The 22,363-nt window shown below is 56.4% G+C and carries 19 protein-coding genes; 9 read left to right on the forward strand and 10 right to left on the reverse strand.

Annotation, left to right across the window (positions count from 1 at the left end; genetic code table 11):
* Positions 1–38 precede the first annotated feature (38 nt).
* The 6 genes from NNL38_RS18135 (at position 39) to NNL38_RS18160 (ending at position 6,606) form a co-directional block, all read left to right on the forward strand.
* Positions 39–1,619 (forward strand): peptide ABC transporter substrate-binding protein, encoded by a 1,581-nt coding sequence (locus NNL38_RS18135; RefSeq protein ID WP_255392278.1) that lies wholly within the window; start codon positions 39–41, stop codon positions 1,617–1,619.
* 94 nt (positions 1,620–1,713) lie between these two features.
* Positions 1,714–2,634 carry an oligopeptide ABC transporter permease OppB gene (gene oppB, locus NNL38_RS18140; protein ID WP_255391849.1) on the forward strand — a complete coding sequence of 307 codons (921 nt, stop codon included), beginning with the start codon at positions 1,714–1,716 and terminating at the stop codon, positions 2,632–2,634.
* A gap of 9 nt (positions 2,635–2,643) precedes the next feature.
* On the forward strand, positions 2,644–3,609 hold the full coding sequence (locus tag NNL38_RS18145; protein WP_255391850.1) for an ABC transporter permease subunit: 966 nt from the start codon (positions 2,644–2,646) through the stop codon (positions 3,607–3,609).
* A gap of 9 nt (positions 3,610–3,618) precedes the next feature.
* The gene (locus NNL38_RS18150) at positions 3,619–4,641 is read left to right on the forward strand and encodes an ABC transporter ATP-binding protein (RefSeq protein ID WP_255391851.1); all 1,023 of its coding nucleotides are present in this window, start codon (positions 3,619–3,621) and stop codon (positions 4,639–4,641) included.
* Positions 4,642–4,669: 28 nt separating this feature from the next.
* A complete protein-coding gene (locus tag NNL38_RS18155) occupies positions 4,670–5,695 on the forward strand; it encodes an ABC transporter ATP-binding protein (RefSeq protein WP_255392279.1) in 1,026 nt (341 codons plus the stop codon).
* A 119-nt stretch (positions 5,696–5,814) separates the two neighbouring features.
* Positions 5,815–6,606 carry a transcriptional regulator gene (locus NNL38_RS18160; protein ID WP_255391852.1) on the forward strand — a complete coding sequence of 264 codons (792 nt, stop codon included), beginning with the start codon at positions 5,815–5,817 and terminating at the stop codon, positions 6,604–6,606.
* Positions 6,607–6,672: 66 nt separating this feature from the next.
* Here NNL38_RS18160 and ltrA read toward each other — a convergent pair whose 3' ends face one another.
* The 9 genes from ltrA to glyA form a co-directional block, all read right to left on the reverse strand.
* Positions 6,673–7,965 carry a group II intron reverse transcriptase/maturase gene (gene ltrA, locus NNL38_RS18165; RefSeq protein WP_369414611.1) on the reverse strand — a complete coding sequence of 431 codons (1,293 nt, stop codon included), beginning with the start codon at positions 7,963–7,965 and terminating at the stop codon, positions 6,673–6,675.
* 628 nt (positions 7,966–8,593) lie between these two features.
* Complete coding sequence (gene nhaC / locus NNL38_RS18170; protein ID WP_255391853.1) at positions 8,594–10,066, reverse strand: Na+/H+ antiporter NhaC; 1,473 nt, start codon at positions 10,064–10,066, stop codon at positions 8,594–8,596.
* A 171-nt stretch (positions 10,067–10,237) separates the two neighbouring features.
* Positions 10,238–11,110: a formyltetrahydrofolate deformylase gene (gene purU / locus NNL38_RS18175; RefSeq protein WP_255391854.1), complete on the reverse strand. Its 873-nt coding sequence runs from the start codon at positions 11,108–11,110 to the stop codon at positions 10,238–10,240.
* 84 nt (positions 11,111–11,194) lie between these two features.
* The gene (locus tag NNL38_RS18180) at positions 11,195–11,842 is read right to left on the reverse strand and encodes a sarcosine oxidase subunit gamma (RefSeq protein WP_255391855.1); all 648 of its coding nucleotides are present in this window, start codon (positions 11,840–11,842) and stop codon (positions 11,195–11,197) included.
* Positions 11,835–14,885 (reverse strand): sarcosine oxidase subunit alpha, encoded by a 3,051-nt coding sequence (locus tag NNL38_RS18185; protein ID WP_255391856.1) that lies wholly within the window; start codon positions 14,883–14,885, stop codon positions 11,835–11,837. Before NNL38_RS18185 ends, NNL38_RS18180 begins: the two co-directional genes overlap by 8 nt.
* Entirely contained in the window at positions 14,882–15,178 is a 297-nt protein-coding gene (locus NNL38_RS18190) for a sarcosine oxidase subunit delta (RefSeq protein ID WP_255391857.1), read from the reverse strand. Before NNL38_RS18190 ends, NNL38_RS18185 begins: the two co-directional genes overlap by 4 nt.
* 17 nt (positions 15,179–15,195) lie before the next feature.
* Complete coding sequence (locus NNL38_RS18195) at positions 15,196–16,446, reverse strand: sarcosine oxidase subunit beta family protein (RefSeq protein ID WP_255391858.1); 1,251 nt, start codon at positions 16,444–16,446, stop codon at positions 15,196–15,198.
* Between the two features lie 55 nt (positions 16,447–16,501).
* Entirely contained in the window at positions 16,502–17,920 is a 1,419-nt protein-coding gene (locus NNL38_RS18200) for an L-serine ammonia-lyase (RefSeq protein WP_255391859.1), read from the reverse strand.
* Between the two features lie 70 nt (positions 17,921–17,990).
* Complete coding sequence (gene glyA / locus NNL38_RS18205; RefSeq protein WP_255391860.1) at positions 17,991–19,244, reverse strand: serine hydroxymethyltransferase; 1,254 nt, start codon at positions 19,242–19,244, stop codon at positions 17,991–17,993.
* 329 nt (positions 19,245–19,573) lie between these two features.
* Between glyA and NNL38_RS18210 the strand changes: the two genes are divergently transcribed.
* Entirely contained in the window at positions 19,574–20,605 is a 1,032-nt protein-coding gene (locus NNL38_RS18210) for a GlxA family transcriptional regulator (protein ID WP_255391861.1), read from the forward strand.
* Positions 20,606–20,705: 100 nt separating this feature from the next.
* Here NNL38_RS18210 and NNL38_RS18215 read toward each other — a convergent pair whose 3' ends face one another.
* Positions 20,706–20,879, reverse strand: a complete 174-nt coding sequence (locus NNL38_RS18215) for a hypothetical protein (RefSeq protein WP_255391862.1) — start codon at positions 20,877–20,879, stop codon at positions 20,706–20,708.
* A gap of 94 nt (positions 20,880–20,973) precedes the next feature.
* On the opposite strand from NNL38_RS18215, the gene NNL38_RS18220 reads away from it, so the two are divergent.
* Together NNL38_RS18220 and NNL38_RS18225 are read left to right on the forward strand one after the other, a co-directional pair.
* Complete coding sequence (locus tag NNL38_RS18220) at positions 20,974–21,462, forward strand: GNAT family N-acetyltransferase (RefSeq protein WP_255391863.1); 489 nt, start codon at positions 20,974–20,976, stop codon at positions 21,460–21,462.
* Positions 21,463–21,769: 307 nt separating this feature from the next.
* Positions 21,770–22,267 carry a hypothetical protein gene (locus NNL38_RS18225; RefSeq protein ID WP_255391864.1) on the forward strand — a complete coding sequence of 166 codons (498 nt, stop codon included), beginning with the start codon at positions 21,770–21,772 and terminating at the stop codon, positions 22,265–22,267.
* The last annotated feature ends 96 nt before the right edge of the window (positions 22,268–22,363 follow it).

Here is a 22,363-nt window from a genome sequence, read left to right on the forward strand (position 1 = left end):
AGGATAAGATGAGTACAAGAAAAATCGCAAAACTCAGCATGTTCATTGCCAGTCTGATCACCCTGCCTGCCGCAGCGATGCCTTACCCGGCAGGCACCCAGCTGGCAGAAAAACAGGAAATTACCCTCAACAACGGTGCCGAAGTCACCTCGATTGATCCGGCCAAACAAGCAGCAGAGCCGGCATTCAATCTGGGTCGGGATCTGTTTGAAGGCCTAACCACCCAGGACAAGCAAGGCCAAACCGTGCCGGGGGTTGCAACCCACTGGGACGTCAATGCAAACAACACCGTCTATACCTTCCACCTGCGGGACTCGAAATGGTCCAACGGCGAGCCTGTGACAGCCCACGACTTTGTCTACAGCTGGCAACGCCTGCTCGACCCGAAAACTGCCTCGCCTTATGCCTGGTTCGCCGCAATTCCCGGCATCAAGAACGCCGATGCAATTATGAATGGTGAGGCCGCGCCGAGCAGTCTGGGTGTCAGAGCCCTGGATGATCACACCTTCGAAGTGACGCTGGAAGAACCCATCCCGTTTTTCATCAAGCTCCTCAGCCACCCGGTCATGGCGCCGGTACACCAGGCCACCGTCGAACAATACGGCAGCGCCTGGACCCAACCTGAACACATTGTGACCAACGGCGCCTTTACCGTCTCGGCGTGGAAGGTCAATGAGAAAATGGTGATGGTCAAAAACCCCCATTACTGGAATGCTGATGCCGTGGTGCTCAATCAAATCACTTGGTTGCCAATCGGTGATGCCAACGTCTCGCTGAACCGCTTCCTGGCCGGTGAACTCGATGAAGCGCTCTCGATCCCGGCAGCGCAGAAAAACCGGATCCTCAAACAGTTTCCGACCAAAGTAGCGACCACCAGCGCGTCGCTGGGCTCCATCTTTTACTACCTCAATACCCAGTCCGGTCCGACCCAGGATCTGCGGGTGCGCCAGGCGCTTTCCTATGCCATCGACCGCAATATTATGACCCAGGCAATCGTCAAGAACGGCGGTGTACCCATGTATACCCTGGTGCCGCCGCAAACCGACAACTTTGACAGCTTCACCCCGGCCTACGCGACCTGGACTCAGCAAGTCCGCAACCAAAAAGCCAAAGCCCTGCTGGCTGAGGCCGGTTACAGCAAGGCTAACCCGCTCAAGCTGACCTTCACCGTGCCGACCTTCTCCCAGGACGTCAAAATGGCAACGGCCATGGCGGGGATGTGGAAAAGCGTGCTGGGCGCCCAGGTGGAAATCAAACAGCTGGAGCCCAAGGTGTTCTACGCCCTGAAAGATCCGGGCAATATCAGCCGCGGCGGCTGGACGGCGGATTACAACGAAGCCTCAACCTGGCTCGATATCTTTGTCTCAAATGGTGAATTTAACGATTCGCGCTACCAGAACCCGCAATACGACGCCCTGATGCGCCAGTCAAAAACCCTCAGTGATCCGTCGGCACAATACCGTCAGGCCGAGCAGCTGCTGATCCAGGATATGGCAATCATCCCCATGTATCGCCGCGGCGGCGACAAGTACCTGCTGCAGCCTTATATCGGCGGTTACGAGCGGACCAACCCGGAAGCGGCCTACTATCGCAAGAACGTGTATGTAAAGGCTCACTAATCCGTGAAGACCATACTGTAAGCAGCTCTGGCCGGGACGCCGTGATGTCCGGCCAGGCTGCTTCCCCCCGACCCTTTTGACTGTGGAAATCACTATGGTGTTATACATTCTCCGCCGCCTGATGATCGCCATTCCAACCCTGCTGTTTATCGCACTGGTGTCGTTCTGGCTGATGCACATCTCCCCCGGCGGCCCGTTTGACATGGAAAGGCCGATGCCGGAAGTGGTTCGCGCCAATATCGAGGCCAAGTTCCACCTCAACGAACCCTTCCTGATCCAATTTTTTATCTACATCTCCAACTTTATCCAGGGCGATCTCGGACCGAGTTTTGTCTACCAGGACTTTACCGTCACCCAACTGGTTGCCCAGTCCTGGCCGGTTTCAGCTGTGCTTGGCATTCTCTCGTTTGCCATTTCGGTGCCGACCGGGATGCTGCTGGGCACCCTCGCGGCCCTCAACCGCAACACACGCCTTGATTATGCGCTGATGTCACTGTCAATGACCGGCGTGGTGATCCCGGCGTTTGTGCTGGCCCCGATCCTGGTCACCATTTTCGCCATCCATCTGGACTGGCTGCCGGCCGGTGGCTGGGAAGGAGGCCAACTGGCCTTTCTGGTGCTGCCGGTACTGAGCCTGGCCATCGGTTCAATTGCCAGCATTGCCCGGGTGATGCGCGGTGCCATGATTGAAACCTTAAACCAACCATATATCCGCACCGCCAAAGCCAAAGGGCTGTCGACCGGCTACATCCTGTTCCATCACGCCCTGCGTCCCTCACTGATCCCGGTAGTCGCTATGCTCGGCCCCAGCTTTGTTGCCGTGGTGACCGGCTCGGTGATCATCGACATCTTCTTCAGTACCGGTGGTATGGGTCAGCACTTTGTCTCCGGGGCGCTCAACCGGGACTACGGCCTGGTGATGGGCATTACCTTGATTGTCGCCACCTTGACCATCTTTTTTAACCTCGTGGTCGATATTCTTTATACCGTGATCGACCCGCGGATCCGGATTTAGGAGTTCAGCATGCTCACAAAGAAAATTGACGATCAAAGTCTGGCACAAGCGCTCAACCACTCGCTGAACCAGAAACGTTCGGATAGCCCTGACAGCACCACCGACGCCGTGGAAGGCCGCAGCCTGTGGCAGGATGCCTGGCGCCGTTTTCGCCAGAACAAAGCGGCCATGGCCTCCGTCTGTATCTTGATGTTCATTATCGGCTGTATCACGCTCGGTCCATCGCTGTCGCCCTTTGCCCACGATGAAATCGACTGGAACGTGGTCGCCGATCCCCACGTGCTGGGCCAACCGTCCCTGACCTCCGGCCACTATTTCGGCACCGACGATCTCGGTCAGGACCTGTTTGCCCGCACCATGCAGGGTGGACGCCTGTCGATCATGGTCGGTTTTCTCGGCGCACTGGTGGCCGTGGTGATCGGCACACTGTGGGGCAGCATCTCCGGCTTTGTCGGTGGAGTGGTCGACAGCATCATGATGCGGGTGATCGAAGTGCTCGACTCGGTGCCTTTCATGTTCCTGGTGATCCTGTTTGTTACCCTGTTCGGCAATAACATTTACCTGATTTTCGTGGTGATCGGCATGGTCTCCTGGCTCGGGATCGCCCGGGTCGTTCGCGGTGTCACGTTCAGCCTGAAAAAACGCGAGTTCATTGAAGCGGCCCATTCGATCGGCGTTTCACGTCTGACCATCGTCCGCCGCCATGTGCTGCCCAATGTGCTGGGGATCGTAATGGTTTACGCCTCGCTGATGGTGCCCGGCTTCATCATGTTCGAATCCTTTCTCAGCTTTTTAGGACTGGGGGTTCAGCCACCGGATACCAGCTGGGGCGTGCTGATTGCCGAAGGGGCCAAAACGATTGACGTCGCCCTGTGGCAACTGCTGTTCCCGTCCCTGTTCCTGGTGACAACCCTGTTCTGTTTCAACTTTATCGGCGACGGCCTGCGTGACGCGCTCGACCCGAAAGATCGCTAAGGAGCCCCCATGACGATTTTATCTGTAGAGAACATGCAGGTTCGCTTTGACACCCCGGACGGACCGGTCCAGGCAGTCAGCGATCTCTCCTACTCGATCCGTGCCGGAGAAACCTTAGGCATCGTCGGCGAGTCCGGCTCCGGCAAAAGCCAGTCGGTCTTTGCCCTGATGGGCCTGACGGCCGACAACGGTACCACTCAGGGCGCCGCCCGCTTTCATGGCGAGAATTTGCTGACGATGTCGAAACGCGAACTGAACCAGATCCGCGCCGAAAAAATCGGGATGATTTTCCAGGACCCGATGACCTCACTCAACCCGTTCGTCAAAATCGGCAAGCAACTGTCCGAAGTGCTCTGCATCCACCGGGGCCTGAGTCGCAAAGCTGCCGAACAGCAGGCCATTGCGATGCTCGATGCGGTGCGGATCCCTTCTGCCGCGACCCGAATGAGCCAATTTCCCCACGAATTGTCCGGCGGGATGCGCCAACGGGTGATGATTGCGATGGCGCTGTTGTGTCAGCCGGAGCTGCTGATCGCCGATGAGCCGACCACCGCGCTGGATGTCACGGTTCAGGCCCAAATCCTGACCCTGTTGCGAGAGCTGCAGGCCGAATTCAACACCGCCATTCTCCTGATCACCCATGATATGGGCGTCGTCGCCGAAATGTGCGACCGGGTCCTGGTGATGTACGGTGGCCGCAAAATGGAAGAAGCCGAGACGTTCACTCTGTTTGAGCAACCGGCGCATCCCTACACCCAGGGCCTGCTCAAAGCCATTCCCTCAATTCGTGACGACATGCCGCGGCTGCCGACCATTCCCGGCAGCCCACCAAGCGCCCTGCTGCGCAATGACGGCTGTCCGTTTACCGCCCGCTGCTCGGTTGCCCGGCCCCAATGTGCCGAAACACCCGCGCCGTTGACCCGGCTCTCAAGCCGTCAGGCGCTGGCCTGCCATGGGGTCACAGAGCAAGTGGCGGTGACGGAGCCGCAATGCAGCGCATCCCAACCGATCAAGCAAGCGGCCTCAGTCTAAGGAATTCGTAATGAATAAGGAGTATATGATGAACACCAACCAACCCTTGCTCTCAGCGCGTGGCTTGCAGGTGCATTTCCGGGTCGGCAAGCACCCGCTGCCGAGCCGACGCCAACAAGTGAAAGCGGTCGACGGGATCGATCTTGATATCTACCGCGGCGAAACCTTAGGGATCGTCGGCGAATCCGGCTGCGGGAAATCGACCCTGGCCCGGGCACTGCTGCGACTCATTGAACCGACCGGCGGCACCCTCACCTGGCAGGGGGAAAACATGCTGGCCTACCGCAAAGCCGAGCTGAAGCAAAAGCGTCGCCAGTTCCAGATGATTTTCCAGGATCCCTCGGCCAGCCTCAATCCGCGCCTGACCGTCGCTGAGTGTATCGCCGAACCGCTGCTGACCCACGAGCCGCAACTGTCACGCCGCGACGTCGAACAGCGAGTCTTGCAGATGATGGATAAAGTCGGACTGCTGGCCAGCCAGCGCAACCGATATCCCCATGAGTTCTCCGGCGGCCAGTGCCAGCGGGTCGGAATTGCCCGGGCGCTGATCCTGCGCCCTGAACTGGTGGTCTGCGACGAGCCGGTCAGCGCCCTGGATGTCTCGGTGCAGGCCCAGGTCATCAACCTGCTCAGCGACTTGCAACAAGAGATGGGACTGACCATGGTGATGATCGCCCACGATCTCAGCGTGGTTCGCCATATCAGCGACCGGGTGATGGTAATGTACCTGGGCAAACCGATGGAAGTTGGCCGCTACACCCGGGTATTTGACCACGCCCAGCACCCCTATACCCAGGCACTGCTGTCTGCGGTACCGATCGCCAACCCGCACCTGGCGCGACAACGGGACGTGCAGTTGCTGGCCGGCGATCTGCCCTCGCCGATCAACCCGCCTTCCGGCTGTGTGTTCCGCACCCGCTGCCCGCAAGCCTGCGACCAGTGCGCCGAGCAGCCACCGACGATGACCGGTACCCCGGAGCACCATGTTTATTGCTCGCTAATTCAGCCCGAAATTTCAACTCACGGCAGTCCAACGAGATTTCTGTCATTGTGATGGGCGCGAAACAACGAAGTTGATAAAGTCATCATGGATTTTATCGGATGATTATTGTATACCTCAGAAGCATCAGCCAATCCGGAAGGCTACACAACCACTTGCTGGCGGAGAAAAGCATGAACATTTCAGCCGATTACTTACTGGCGGCGTTACGCGAAACGCTGAAAGAAAAAGGGGTCAGTTATGCGCAGCTGTCTGAGTATTGCTGCGTGCCGGTCAGCAGCTTAAAGCGGCAGTTTCACAACCCCAGCTTAGGGATCGATAAAATCACCTTTTATGCCGGCTATCTGGACACCGATCTGGTCCAGCTCTCAACCCTGGCCGCCAAGCTGCAGCAGCAGGACATCAAAGCGATTTCACCGCAAAATAACCGGATATTTGCCCAGTACCCCTACCTGTACGACTTCATCTACCTGCTGGTTTCGCTACAGTGGTCGGTCGAAGAAATTCAACAGCACTATCAACTCTCGGAACAGTCGGTCATTCACTACCTGCGGGCGCTGGAAATGATGGGTTATCTGGAAACCATTGAGAAAACCAAGGTTAAACTCAACGCGCAAAAACGCTTCATTAACGAAGAAGACAGCCCGCTGGATCGCCTGTTCGTCAAACGCTTTAAAGCCAACCAGGAAAAGCACTCGATCCGGCCAGCCATTTGCATGGCCCGGATCAACCTCACCGACGAACAAATTACCAAGCTGGAAACCCAGGTTTATGAACAGTTAACCGCCTTCCACCTGCAAAACCAAAGAAACAGCCAGGCGAGCCTGAAAAATATCATGCTGTCATTTGTGCCGGGAGAAGCTATCCGCCTCAGCGATACCCTGCCGGAAGTGGACGGGAGCCTATTGCAGGCGATCTCGCAGTTGCAGACCGATGAAGCCATACTTCAGGATGAAGAAAGCTAACAGGCTCGGATCATTGCAAGCACCGGTATAAATCGAGTAGGAGGAGGCCTCACGGCCTCCGTCCTCTCACACCACCGTACAAGCGTGGGTCGCATACGGCGGTTCCGAATATATTTTCAGTGACTCGTACCCATCTCGCAACGAGTACAGACCCATCTCCTTGAACCATTTCATTGGCATGGCCTGATTGAGCTGGGGCGATAAAGCCAAGTGCCACCACCCTTTATCTGACATCGCCAGCTTCCACGCATTGCGTTCGCTTACACCCTCTTGGCGTAACCATGTCGCTATGCTGTATCTGCGCTTGCGCTGCTTGAGGCGATAGCACCGTAAGCGCCGCCTTATCCATTCATCCAAGCGCTGCATCGCGCTTTTCCGTATGGCAAGCTTGAAATAGTGTTGCCAACCTCTTAGGTATTGAGTGAGTTCGACTAGGACTGTCTTCAACTCTCGCCCTCGATTCCGCTTCGTTATTTGACGCACTCGCTTCTTCATCTGAGTTTGTGCTGTCTTCGAGATATGGATGCTTCCATCTCGTTGAAAGCGATGGCCTAGGTAAGTCCGCTCTGTCACTCTCGTTGCCGCACTTTTCTCACGGTTAACCCTGAGTTTCAGTTTCTGCTCCAAGAACTCCGTGATTGAGGCTTTTACTCGATTGGCGGCTTCCTCACTGTGCACGTAGATTTGGCAGTCGTCTGCATATCGGCAGAACTTATGCCCTCTTCGCTCAAGCTCTTTATCCAACTCATCTAATACGATATTTGATAGCAGCGGAGATAATGGTCCACCCTGTGGCGTCCCTCGTTGCCTCTGCTCAACTAACCCGTTTCGCATTATGCCTGCCTGTAGGTATGACCTGACCAGTTTCAGGACCCGTTTATCTGTGATGTCCTCCGATAGCCTGTGCATCAGTCTATCGTGGTTCACAGTATCGAAGTATTTCGCCAGGTCTATGTCGACTACATAACCCCGCCCCTCCCTGATGTAGTGGCTTGCTGCCACCAATGCATGGTGGGCACTGCGGTTAGGCCTGAACCCATAACTGTTGCTTGAAAACTGAGGTTCGTAGATATCTGTCAGTACTGAGGTAATGGCCTGTTGGACTACCCTATCAAGTACAGTTGGGATACCTAGCTGCCTCACTCCCCCGCTAGGTTTGGGAATTTCTACACCCAGAACGGGTTGCGGTTGGTAGCTCCCGTCCAGAAGGCTCTGGCGGAGCGCTTGCCCATTAGAAGACTGCCGAAGCATCGAGATAGTCGCTGTTATGTCGAGTTTATCAACCCCAGCACATCCCTTGTTCTTCTTCACTCTTCTCAGGGCTTGGTTCAGATTTGTTGAGGAGCAGATCCGCTCCATCAACTGAGTTGAGGTCACCAAGACTCGTCCTCCTGTCTACGCCGATCATGCTTGTCATTCTTCGTGGCCATGAGCGTCACTTGCGGTGTTGCCCAGTAGTACGTAGAGATGTTGTTCATCTTGCTATGACCCCACATGATTGAGTGTCTAGTGACTGCTTCTTGATATATTCAGTTCCGGCCTTCCCTTGGGTTGTACTTCCCCAAGGTACTATGCCTTCTGCTGACTTCTTATTACCCGTCACACAACATCACTGTTGTATTAGTCTCATCCGAGACAGGTCGTAAGATCTCCCGAGGTAAGACGTTGTTCTTTCCCTTGGCTGTGCCTGATTTACCCGTACACACTTCCCGTCGAGGCATTGGGCTGTTCTATATATTGCTAGGTTACCCAAGTTGTACTGGCCTACTATCAGGTTTCTGTTCGTCACACCCAAGTTTTGCCGTTTGCTTCCTTCAGATCCCACCTCACGGTGGGCACCCTTGCATAGGCTAACGGTTCTCGCTCGACTGAGCCCGTAGAGGACTTTCACCTCCTAGAACAACGCCATGCTCGGCGCACAAATACAAAAAGAGCCCTTCCGGGCTCTTTTCATTTCTTTAAATTTTTCACTCACAACGCATAGCTGCTACTTCACTTGTGCCGGCAACTCTTGCGATGGCTCCTCTTGCGGTAGCACCTCTGTTGGCTCCAGGGTTAAAGTGAACTTGTTGGTCGCGGCATAAATAATACTGAGCAGCGGTGAGATCCAGCAGGCAAAAGCCAGCGGAATATACAGCAGGTTCTCGATATGCCCTTCGGCAATGCCGAGACCCAGCGCACTGATCACCACCGAGCCGCCCGCATTCCAGGGCACCAGTGGCGAAATCAGTGTCCCGCCCTCTTCCACCGCACGCGACAAGTTCAGCTTGGAATAGCCTTGCTTCACAAACGCCGGGGCAAACATCCGCCCGGGCAGGCTGATCGACAAGTACGGGTCACCGGCCACCAGGTTGGTCGCCATTGCCGTCCCGATCGCCGAAGTTTGCAACCGCAGGAAGGAGCGCGATTTCTTCAGGATTGCTTCAACAATAGTTTCCAGACAGCGGGTCCGCTCCAGTGCGCCACCAAAACCCAGCGAAATCATCACCAGGGTGATCACCCAAGTCATCGACTGGATCCCGCCGCGACCGAGCAACGAATCAATCTCAGAGACTCCGGTGTTAATTTCATAACCGCTCTGCATGTAGCGGAACACCTCATGGACAGTTGCCCCCTGCGCCACCACCGCCAGCACGGCACCGCTCAACACCCCGACAAACAGCGACGGCAGGGTCGGCATCCGGGCCAGTGAACAGCCCAGCACCAGCAACGGCGGAACCAGCAACCATGGCGACAAATTGAAGTTATTTACAATCCCGTCGGTGATCAGCGCAACCCGGGCAAAATCGGTAGACTGGAGGTTGCCGGCATCAAAGCCAACAAAAAGGTAGATCCCAAATGCCAGGAGCATCGCCGGCACCGTGGTCGGCAACATATTCTTGATGTGATCAAACAGGCTGACCCCGATCACTGCCGGTGCCAGGTTAGTGGTATCCGACAGGGGCGAGATTTTATCACCGAAGAAGGCCCCGGAGACCACAGCACCGGCGGTCCAGTAAATCGGGATATCAAAGCCGACACCAATGCCGACCAGCGCCAGGCCCACCGTACTCACCGTGCCCCAGGAAGTGCCGAGCGTTACCGACACCACCGAGCACAGCAACATACTGGCCGCCAGGAAAATCTCCGGGCTAAGGGTATTGAGGCCATAGTAGATCAGGATCGGCACTGTTCCGCTGGCAATCCAGACGCCGACGATCATCCCGACCAGCATCAGAATGGCGATCGACTGCAACGCCACCCGCACCGTATGCAAGATGCCGTCTTCGATATCGTGCCAGCGGTAGCCGCGCATCCAGGCCAGCACTGCGGTGACTCCGATCCCGAACACCAGTGGGATGTGGGGGGTAAAGTCATCAAACACAAAAAGTTGAATCGCCAGAATCGACAGCGTCAGCCCGATGGGTAACACCGCCATCATCAGGCTGGGTTTTGCGCCTTGTTGGGTCTCTTTCTTCATTCCTCTTCTTCCTTGTTAACGTCATCAACGAATAAACGGGTAAACGTACCCGCGGCCGATCTGCCGAAAGATTTCTCCCGGCCGGATCACCGTTTCCTTTGTTCCGTGTTGAAGCATGAATGCCGCCAGCCTTCACTCCTTCTCAGCGAGGCCGGCGGTGAAATTGAGCGGTTAGGAGCGCTCGAATACCACTGTTTTGTCGTTAAACAGGAACACCCGTTTCTCGACATGGTATTGGATCGCCCGCGACAGGGTCAGGGATTCAACATCCATCCCCTTGCGCGCCAGATCGGCGGGATAATAGGTATGATCCACCATTTCCATCCCCTGAGTGATGATCGGCCCTTCGTCCAGATCGTCACTAACGTAATGGGCGGTTGCCCCCACCATCTTGACCCCTTTGTCATAGGCCTGATGATACGGCTTGGCGCCTTTGAAGCCCGGCAGCAGCGAGTGGTGAATGTTGATCGCCTTACCGGACCAACGGGTACACATCTCATGAGAAAGCACTTGCATGTAGCGCGCCAGCACCAGCAGTTCACAGCCGGTTTCATCCAGCACGGCCTGCACCTGGGCTTCCTGCTGCGGTTTGGTCTCTGCGGTGATCGGGAAATGGTAGTAAGGAATACCGTGCCATTCGGCCAGTGATTGCAGGTCCGGGTGATTGGAGATAATAGCCCGGATATCGACTGGCAGATTGCCGGTCCGGTAACGGTAGAGTAGATCATTGAGGCAGTGATCATACTTCGACACCATGATCACCATTTTGGGGCGGTACTCGGAAGGGGTCAGATCCCATTCCATCTCAAACGTCTCAGCACGCGGGGCGAAGTCCGCCCGAAACGCAGTTTGGTCGACGGCTGAATGATCTTCCATCCGAAACACCGCCCGAATAAAAAAGCGATGATTCAGCGCATCATCAAACGAGTTCAGCTCGGTGATGTAGCAACCGAACTCGCGCAGAAACCGGGTGACCACATCGACGGTTCCCGAGCGCCCCGGGCAACTGGCCGTTAAAACATATGTCAGACCTTGTTGGTTCATATCCTTATCCTATTTACATCCGGCTCCGGCGGCCTGGTCGCAACACGCTGCGACCAGGCCGCCGGTATCTACCGGGTGATGACATCAACGTCGATAGCTTACACCATATTCCTGACTGGCATCGACCAGCCACATCCACAGGTAATCGGCAAAGCTGCGGCGCAGGATCAGCTCAAAAGATTGTTCACCGGTCCGGCGCAACTGCACCTGAGACTTGGCCAGCGTGGTGCCAATCACTTTGCCCGCCGGGAAATGACGCACATGGACATCATACGGGGTCGATTTTCTCAGCACGTTTTCCGCATTCAGGCCGGACAACGACACCAGCGTCTGCCCGCCGCTGACATCCGTTACCGCGTAATGGCCGCTCAGATGTTCCCGCAGTGCCGCTTCAATCGCACCAGCCTGCTCCGGCTCACCGATGAGCAGCCACTCATCCGGCGACTGCCAGCACACCCGCAGCGCATCGGCTTGTACCGAACTGCCCGGTGCAAGCGGCAACGCCAGACCCAGCGCCGCCTGGACGCCGTCGATAAACGCCGGGTTGTCAGCATTGCCTCTGAGCACCAGATGGCTCATGGCTTTCAGCTCTTCGATAAACACCGTCGGACGCTGCGAGGGCTGGGTCAATTCCACCAACTCAACATGGTGCAACGGGGTTTCCAGGCGCGGCGACCCGGCCGCTACCTTGATTTCGCTATCCGCGTGATTCACCGCAGTCACTTCAGACATTCTGGCGCTCTCCTTTTGGATCATAGAATACAGAGCCGGTGATTTCGGCTTCGACTGTGGTGCCGTCGCTGAGCGGGAAGTAAACCTTCTCGCCCATCCGCGACAGTCCCCCTTTGATCACCGCCAGGGCAATCGAGCGCCCGAGGCAGGCACTGTAATAACTGGAGGTCACATGGCCGACCATGGTCATCGGGATCGCCTCATTCGGATCCCGGACCGCCTGCGCCCCTTCCGGCAGCACCTGATTCGGATCGGTCGTCAGCAGGCCGACGAACTGCTTGCGATCGTCACGCTGGTTATCCGGCCGGGTCCAGGAACGCTGGCCGATGTAGCTGAATGGCTTGGTTTTGCCGACAATCCAGTCCATGTTCATATCCTGCGGAGAGACCGAGCCATCGGTATCCTGACCGGCGATGATAAAGCCCTTTTCCGCCCGCAGAATATGCATGGTTTCGGTGCCGTACGGGGTGATATTGAACGTTTCCCCAGCCGCCATCACCTGCTCCCAGACATACAGCCCGTAATTGGCCTGTACGTTAATTTCAAAAGACAGCTCGCCGGTGAAACTGATCCGGAAGACCCGGGCATCGACGCCCGCAACTTTCATCGACTGCCAGCTCATATACGGGAAGCCTTCGTTCGACACATCGTGACCGTCCACCAGCAGCTCCAGCACCTTGCGGCTGTTCGGTCCGGAAATGGTCATGGTCGCCCAGTGATCGGTGACACTGGCAAAATACACCTCCAGCTCCGGCCACTCGGTCTGATGCCACAGCTCCAGCCACTCCAGCACCGCGGCAGCCCCGCCGGTGGTGGTGGTCATAATGAAGTGATTGTCATCGATACAGGAAGTGACACCATCGTCAAAGATCATCCCGTCCTCTTTACACATAATGCCGTAGCGGCAGCGTCCCGGCGCCAGCTTGGTCCAGGCGTTGGTGTAAACCCGGTTGAGAAACTCACGGGCATCTTTGCCCTGAATATCAATCTTGCCCAGCGTCGAGGCATCCAGGATCCCGACACTTTCGCGGGTCGCCAGACACTCCCGATCCAGCGCCTGCTGCATGGTCTCACCCTCTTTCGGGAAGTACCACGGCCGCTTCCACTGCCCGACATCCTCAAACTTGGCGCCATGCTCGACATGCCAGCGGTGCATCGCGGTAAAGCGGGCCGGATCAAACAGATGACCGGCGTCCCGCCCCGCCAGCGCGCCGAACGTCACCGGGGTATACATCGGACGGAAAATTGTCGTCCCGGTCTGCTCGATGGTCTGGTTCATCGACTTGGCAGCAATCGCCATGCCGTTGATGTTCGAAGTCTTGCCCTGATCGGTACCGAACCCCATCGAGGTGTAGCGTTTGACATGCTCAATCGACTCAAATCCTTCCCGGGTAGCCAGCTCGATCCCGGCCGCGGTGACATCATTCTGATAATCAACAAACTGCTTCGGCGCCCGACTGGTCGGCCGGATGTGCGGCACGTGATATAGCGCCATCGCCGGAGCTTCCTGAGGATCGTTCGCCAGCGGAGTGGCAAAATGGCTTTCAACCAGATGACCGCCCAGCGCCTCCCCGGCAGCAAGCCCCGCTCCGGCCCCTTCTGCCAGCACTTGTGTCAGCGGATACGTGCCGTTAATCCCCCCGGCACACAGTTGCGCCTGCACCGTCGGTCCCGGCACAAAGCCGGCAACATCATCGCGCCAGACCGGCTTGCTGCCGGTATGACACGACAAGTGCACCACCGGGCTCCAGCCGCCGGAGCTGGCAATGGTGTCGCAATCGAGCACCGACACCGAACCGCTCAGCTCGCAGTCATCGACCGAGCCCTGACCTACCCAGTCCTTACCGACACAGATCGGCGCGATTTCCGCCCCGCTGACTCGTTTCTTGCCTTTGACGTTGATCACCGCATGGCCGTTGAGTACCTTGATCCCCAGTTCACGGGCCAGGGTCGGCAGCTCGCCGTCAGTCTGCGGGCGGGTATCCACCACAGCCACCACCTCACGACCGGCACGATGCCAGTCGATCGCCGCATGGTAGGCGTGATCATTGGCTGTCATCAGCACCAGCTTCTGACCCGGCACCACCGCATAGCGCTGGATATAAGTCGACACCGCGGAAGCCAGCATACAACCCGGGACATCATTGTTGCCGAACACCAGCGGGCGCTCCAGCGAGCCGGTGGCCAGGATCACCTGGCCCGCCCGGATCCGGTGCAGACGTTGACGAGCCCCCGGCAGCAGCTCCCCCAGATGATCGGTCCGGCGCTCGACGGCACCGACAAAGTTCTGATCGTAATAGCCGAACGCCGTCGTGCGCGGCAACAGGGTGAAATCCGGATCCTGATACAGCATCGCCAGCGTTTCCTTCAGCCATGCCGATACAGGTTCGCCGTCGAGGGTCTGGGTGGTAGACAGCAAAACGCCACCGAACTCATTCTGCTCATCAACCAGCATCACCCGAAGTCCGGAACCGCAAAGGGTCCGCGCCGCCGCCAGACCCGCCGCACCACCACCGACAATCAGCACCTCACAGTGGTGGTTCATCTTGTCGTAGCTGTCAGGATCCCGGCTACCCGGCACTTTGCCAAGCCCGGCGGCTTTACGGATATATTTCTCATAAGTCGGCCACAGGCTTTCCGGCTGCATAAAGGTTTTGTAGTAAAAACCCGGTGGCATCATCGCACCGCCGACTTTACCGACCGTTTCCATCAGGTCGAACTCGACATTCGGCCAGCCGGCAACGGACGTGGCCAGCAAACCCGGATACAGCTCAGCCTGAGTGGCGCGAATATTGGGGATCGTGGTGCAATCCGTGCTGCCGACCTGCAGAATCGCATTCGGCTCTTCAGCCCCGGCGCCGAGAATGCCGCGGGGACGGGAATACTTAAAGCTGCGGCCGACGATATCCACCCCGTTGGCCAGCAGCGCAGAGGCGATGGTATCGCCCGAATAACCCTGATATTGCTGGCCGTTAAAAGTAAATTGCAGCGGGGTACCGCGCTCGATGCGTCCCCCGGTTTCAAGACGGTTTTTCTGGCTCATCCCTGGGCCTCCTCACTGCTGACCGGCGCTTGCTCGCCCATCTTGTAAACATGCTCAATCTGGTACGTCACCGTGTTGCGGGTCACGTTAAAGAATTTGCGGCATCCGGCTGCGTGGTACCACATCTCATGGTGGCTGCCTTTGATGTTCTTGCGGTGGAACAGATAGCGACCCCAGGCTTCATCGCTGAGCGATGCCGGATCGAGCGGCCGGGCAATATGGGCTTCGCCACCGTAGTGAAACTCTTCCTCTTCACGCATTTCGCCACAGTAAGGGCAGTAAATATGCAGCATGATCTCTCCCCCCTGCGTCAGTGCGCGACACCGGCTGCGCCGTGCTCATCAATCAGATGGCCGGTCACAAAACGGTCGATATTGAACGGTTTCGCCAGCGGATGCGGTTCATCGTTGGCAATGGTGTGGGCAAACACATGGCCCGAACCCGGTGTGGCCTTGAAGCCGCCGGTACCCCAGCCGCAGTTAAAGTAAAGGCCGTCGATATGGGTTTTGCTGATGATCGGACAGGCGTCCGGCGTGGTATCGACAATCCCCCCCCAGTGACGGTTCAGCCGCACCCGGCTGACGATTGGGAACATCTCGACAATCGCGGCAATGGTGTGCTCAATCACCGGGAACGAGCCGCGCTGGCCGTACCCGAGATAGCTGTCGATCCCAGCCCCGATCACCAGATCACCCTTGTCCGACTGGCTCATATAACCATGAACATGGTTCGACATCACCACGGTATCCAGGCACGGCTTGAGCGGCTCCGACACCATGGCCTGCAACGGATGCGATTCGAGCGGCAGGCTCATGTTGACCATCTTGGCCAGCTCGCCCGAGTTCCCGGCTGCGACACAGGCCACTTTGCGCGCGCCAATGAAGCCTTTTTTGGTTTCCACCCCTTCGACTTTGCCGCCGTTGACCCGGATGCCGGTCACTTCGTTTTGCTGGATCAGATCCACGCCCAGTTGATCGGCTGCGCGGGCAAAGCCCCAGGCCACCGCATCATGGCGGGCGGTGCCACCACGCGGTTGCCAGCTGGCGCCCAGCACCGGATAACGGGCACTTGGCGAGCAATCCAAAATCGGCACCAACGCCTGCACCTGGGCAGTGTTCAGCACCTCACTGTCGATACCATTGAGCCGGTTGGCATTGACCCTGCGCTCAATATCCCGCATATCCTGCAGGGTATGGCCCAGGTTCAGCACCCCGCGCTGGCTAAACATCAGGTTATAGTTCAGCTCCTGCGCCAGCCCTTCCCACAGCTTCATCGCGTGTTCATACAGATGCGCGGCTTCATCCCACAGATAATTAGAACGGACAATCGTGGTATTGCGTGCGGTATTGCCGCCGCCAAGATAGCCCTTTTCGATCACCGCCACATTGGTGATCCCGTGCTCCTTGGCCAGGTAATAAGCTGTTGCCAGGCCGTGGCCCCCGCCGCCGATAATCACGACGTCATAATTTTTTTTCGGGGTGGGGTTGCGCCACACCCGCTGCCAGTTTTCGTGGTAGCTGAGCGCGTGCTTAAACAGCCCGAATCCAGAATAGTTGTTCATTGGTCACCTTCCGTAGAGTGGTGCAGCGCGTATGCCTGCACCCAATCAACTTGATTCAGCACTCGATGACATTCACCGCCAGACCGCCGCGGGATGTTTCCTTGTACTTGTCCATCATGTCTTTGCCGGTTTCCCGCATGGTGCGGATCGCACTGTCGAGGCTGACAAAGTGTTCGCCGTCGCCACGCAGGGCAATCGACGCAGCATTGATCGCTTTCACCGCCGCCATCGCATTGCGCTCGATACAGGGCACTTGCACCAGACCGCCAATCGGATCGCAGGTCAGCCCCAGATTGTGCTCCATACCGATTTCCGCCGCGTTTTCCACCTGGGCCGGAGTCGCCCCCAGCACCTCGGCCAGTCCGGCTGCTGCCATGGCACAGGCCGACCCGACTTCGCCCTGACAGCCCACTTCCGCCCCGGAGATCGAGGCATTCATTTTGATCAGCGCACCAATCGCTGTCGCAGTCAGCAGGAAGCGGATCACCCCGTCTTCATCCGCGCCATCACAGAAATTGATGTAGTAGTGCAGCACTGCCGGAATGACACCCGCCGCGCCGTTGGTCGGGGCCGTGACAACCCGCCCGCCCCCGGCGTTTTCTTCATTCACCGCAATGGCATACAGGTTGACCCAGTCCATGGCTTCGAGGTGATAACTCTTCGACTGGCAGGTTTTATCCGTTAGTTTGCGATGCATCGCTGCCGCCCGGCGCTTGATCTTCAGCCCGCCGGGCAGGATCCCTTCCTGGACAATCCCGCGCTGAACACACTGCTGCATGACCTGCCAGATGTTTAAAATGCCATCGCGGATTTCCTGCTCCGTGCGCTGCGTTTTCTCATTGGCCAGCATCAGATCAGCGATGCTGAGGCCACTTTCCCGGCTCATCGCCAGGAGCTCGGCGCCGGAGGTAAAGGGATACGGAACATCCGTCGCTTCCTCTGCCGGGGCATCGCCAACAAGTGAGCCCGGCTGCGCGTCCGCGTCTTCGGCAGATTCAACTTCCGCCGCATCCAGCACAAAGCCGCCGCCGACGCTGTAATAGGTTTTGTCGAGCACGGTGGTGCCGTCTTCGGCCAGCGCCGTCAGGCGCATCCCGTTGGGGTGGTACGGCAGCACGTCCAGCGGGAGATAACGCAGATCCTCTTTTTCATGAAAGGTGATCGGCTGTTCCCCCGCCAGCGTCAGCAACTGCTGATCGCGAATCGCCGCAACACGCGGCTCGACGCCGTCGGGATCGATGGTTTCCGGATCGTTACCTTCCAGCCCCATCAATATCGCCGGGCCGGTGCCGTGACCGACCCCGGTTGCCCCGAGCGAGCCGTACAGCTCACAACAAACCCGACGAACCTGACTCAGCAACCCGTCCGCCTGTAACTGACCGACAAACCGCAGCGCCGCCCGCATCGGCCCGACAGTGTGCGAGCTGGACGGGCCGATACCAATTTTCAACATGTCAAACAGACTGATAGCCATGACAACTTCCTCCTTCGGGCCCCGCAGCGAGACCCGACCGTGTTCCAATTAATCGATCTTATGACCTTTATTAACGATAGACCGGGAAATCTGCACACAGAGCCGACACTTTGCTGCGAACGGTGTCGATCACGTCCTCGTTACTCAGATCATCAAGAATGTCGCAGATCCAATCGGTCAGCTCAGCCACCTGCGCTTCTTTGAAACCGCGCGCCGTCACCGCCGGGGTACCGATGCGCAGTCCGCTGGTGACAAACGGTGATTGCGGATCACTGGGCACCGCATTCTTATTGACCGTAATCTGCGCCCGGCCCAGCGCGGCATCGGCATCTTTGCCGGTAATGCCCTGGCGGATCAGGCTGACCAGGAACAGGTGGTTATCCGTACCACCGGAGACCACGTCATAGCCGCGCCGGATAAAGCCGTCGGCCATCACGCGGGCGTTCTTCACCACCTGCGCCTGATAATCGGCAAACTCAGGCAGCAAGGCCTCCTGAAAAGCCACCGCCTTGGCCGCAATTACATGCATCAGCGGACCGCCCTGCCCGCCCGGAAAGACGGCAGAATTGAGTTTCTTTTCCAGTTCTGCATTGGCACGGGCCAGGATCAAGCCGCCACGCGGGCCGCGCAGCGTTTTGTGCGTGGTGGTGGTCACCACATCAGCAAATGGGATCGGATTCGGATAATGGCCGGTGGCTACCAGACCGGCGACGTGAGCCATGTCGACAAACAAGTAAGCCCCCACGTCATCGGCAATCTCGCGGAAGCGCTGCCAGTCCACGACGCGGGAATAGGCGGAAAAACCTGCCACAATCATTTTAGGTTGATGCTCACGCGCCAGCTCGGCCACCTGGTCATAGTCAATTTCCCCGGTTGCTTCATTGAGCCCGTACTGAACCGAATGATAAATTTTGCCGGAAAAGCTGACTTTGGCGCCGTGGGTTAAATGACCACCGTGGGCCAGGCTCATCCCCAGTACGGTATCGCCCGGATTCAACAGTGCCATATAAACCGCGGCATTGGCCTGAGAGCCGGAATGGGGCTGGACATTGACATAGTCGGCACCAAACAGCTGCTTCGCCCGCTCAATCGCCAACGCCTCAACGGTATCGACATGCTCGCAGCCGCCGTAGTACCGCTTGCCCGGATACCCTTCCGCATACTTGTTGGTCAGCTGGCTGCCCTGGGCTTCCATCACCCGTTTGCTGGTGTAGTTTTCAGAAGCAATCAGCTCAATATGCTCCTGCTGGCGCTGCGTTTCCGCTTGCATCGCCTGCCACAGTGCATCATCAAATCCCTCAATGCGGTCATTGTTATAAAACATGCCTAACTCTCCGTCGTCTCAAACGTCCACACAGGCCAACCCTGTAAATTAAATGTTAACAACATGGTTAATCTTACTCGGCGGATGCCTCAGACGAATGCCCGGATACGGCGGGAAATGACACTTTTGCGACAAAGGATGTGAAGCCGACAGCCGGGCGGTAACGCGAGAAAATAGGCCATGACATTCAAATACAACTACCTATATTGATAAACCTGGCAGTAATCGCTTGTCGGAAAAACAGCCACAATGATATAAATTGAACATTCACGACGCTGGCCCTTGCCAGAACAATCATAAACATATTCATAACATTCAAGACTGCCGAAATGACCGAGAAAAGACAATTTACCGGCCTGATGCGCGATACCAACAGCTCTTTTCTGCCGCCGCAGCTTATTGAACACCCCCCGGTGCATGTGGTGTTTGTGCTGCTGGAGCACTTTTCGATGGTCTCTTTTACCAGCGCGGCCGACACCCTGGTCACCTCCAACCTGGTGACCACCTCGCAGCGCTTTACCTTTTCCACCGTCGGGATCAGCCAGCAAAGCGTGATCAGCGACTTGGGGATCGCCATTACCGCCGATACCACTCTGGACGCAATGGCACCGCAGATCCCGGTTGATGTGCTGCTGGTGTGCGGCGGCTTTCGCAGCCCCTTAGCGGAAATTCCCAAGCTGTCGCGCAAGCTGCGTCAGGTGGCTACGCGAAGAGGGATTGTCGGCGGGATCTGGAACGGCGCTCTGGCCCTGGCCCATGCCGGGCTGCTGAAAGAGGCACGTTACGCCCTGCACCCGGACAACCATGCCTTCGCCCGCGAGCAGTTCCCGACCAGCAAGGTGACGGATCTGTCGTTTGTGCTCGACGGCAATGTGGTCTCCGCTGCCGGCCCCAGCAGCACGCTGGAGATGATGCTGGCACTCACCGCCCGATTGCAGAATGAAGACATAGTGAATGCGGTGCGGGAAATTCTGGCCTGCGATCGCGCCAACCAGCCGAGCGAACTGCCGATGCTGCGCGAGATCTTCACCCCCACCATCCCACAGGTGCTCAAAGACACCGTCCAGCTGATGGCCGGGAACCTCGAAGAGCCGCTGTCGATTGATGAGCTCGCCAGCTGGGTCGACTCATCCCGCCGCAAACTGGAGCGACTGTTTCGCAGCCACCTCAACACCTCTCCGTCGCGCTATTATCTGGAATTGCGGATGACCCACGCCCGCCAATTGCTGCTCCAGTCCAACGACTCCATCGCCAGCATCGCCGCGGCTTCCGGCTTTGTCACCGCCACTTATTTCAGCCGCTGCTTTAAGGAGTTTTTCTCGATTTCGCCGCTGGCGCTGCGGAATCAGGGGAAGGGGTGATGGGGGAAGTTTGTAGAGCTGGGATTTCTTCTTCTGCTCGATCAAACAGCTCTTCAAGGCACATGATGATGAACACAAGTTGATCTTCACTTATAAACAGTTATAAGTGAGAAGCTCCGGTAATCCCAACGATGGCCGAGGGAATATTGGCAAACGTCGAGAGGACTTCTGACCGCATTATTGTTTTGTGGATCAACACCTTGCTTTGATGAACCTCGCTGTGGATACTGAAACGATGTTTGGCTAAATCAATGCCGTAGATAGATTGTGACATGGTGGCCTCCGATGATTTCGTGTTCAGACTTACCCAATGTGGCAAAGCCTGATGAGGAGGAGTCCATGTCATTCGTTATGTGCTCGGAGGGAATATGATTCGAGAAGCAACAAAAGACGATTGCATAAAACTTGCGGCGTTGTCTATAAAAGTCTGGTTAGACACGTATGCAAAAGACGGAATTAAAGATGAATACGCTAAATATGTATTGTCTACTTTTACTGAGTCCAATTTTTTGGAGTTGTTGAACACTCCCAAATTCCGTTTGTTAGTAAGTGAAGAAAACCAAGCTCTTCAAGGTTATGCCCTGCTTAATTTAGAATCTTATTATGAGACTCAACTGAGTGGCTTTGAGGTCGAAAAGCTTTATATAGATAATGCTTTTAAGGGGCGCGGTTTAGGCCGAAAGCTATTGAGTGAAGTGGGGAGCCGGTTTGGTAAGAGGTATTGGCTTTACACTTGGGTTGAAAATGAATCCAACGGATTTTATGAACATCTAGGTTTCAACAAGGTTGGACTTCTAAGCTTTGAGTTTGCAGGAGCTAAAATAGACAATAATGTTTACCAGTCAGCATACACATAACATATATGAGCCTTCTCGGTGTCAAGGGGTGTAGTGGCACAGGGATTCTGATACGCGGCTGAGCAGCACGTATTTGAGCACCGCATCACTGGCCGCTGACCGGCAGGTCAGAAGCAGCACCGCACATATGGTGCTCTGGGTACAGAACACGATGAGAGTCAGCCATCGATACGAAAAGATAAGCAAACCAGCAGATTGGCGCAAAGACAACCATCACTCAATTGATATTTGAATAACGTGATTAATATCAATGAATTAAAATGTCATCAATTTAATATTAGCGCCTTTCATCGCTTGGAAAGTCCTTATGAACCTGACTAAAATTTATCCGCTTGCACTTTGTCTTATCTCAGCATCCTCTTTGGCCGCAGAAAACAGCATTGTTAGTATGGCAAAGGAAAGCGGTGTAAAGCGCTGCGTAACGCAACTGGAGAGCGTTGCCAACTTCATCATCGAAGATAAATCGCATGGCACGCATGCCAACTGGAACTCTAATAACCCTGACAATCGCATCTATACAACATTAACATCGAAAGGATATTCAGACGGTGACTCGCATGTTTCTGTCGTATCCACGATCAATAGCGAAGGGAAATGCGATGCTTACTACACGGAGACATTTGCGCTGCCAAAATCCTGTATGCTTGTCCGCGAACAAACGTACAAGGAGCTTGATTTTCAGGGAACTTTAAATGGTAAAACCATCGTCCTGAAAAATTCAGGCGGGGCGAACTATTACCTGTCTCCGCAAGGGACTTCTGGCAACATCTGCCTGGTCACTAAACGTGAAACTATCTACCAGTAAACCCATATCCGTGCGATAGTCTCAACAGGCTTACGCTGGACCAAAATTAACGCGTTAGACAACCTAGGATAACGCGTTAATGATTAGCCGTTTAAG

Source organism: Photobacterium atrarenae (genome assembly GCF_024380015.1).
In the GTDB taxonomy this organism is placed as follows: Bacteria; Pseudomonadota; Gammaproteobacteria; order Enterobacterales; family Vibrionaceae; genus Photobacterium; species Photobacterium atrarenae.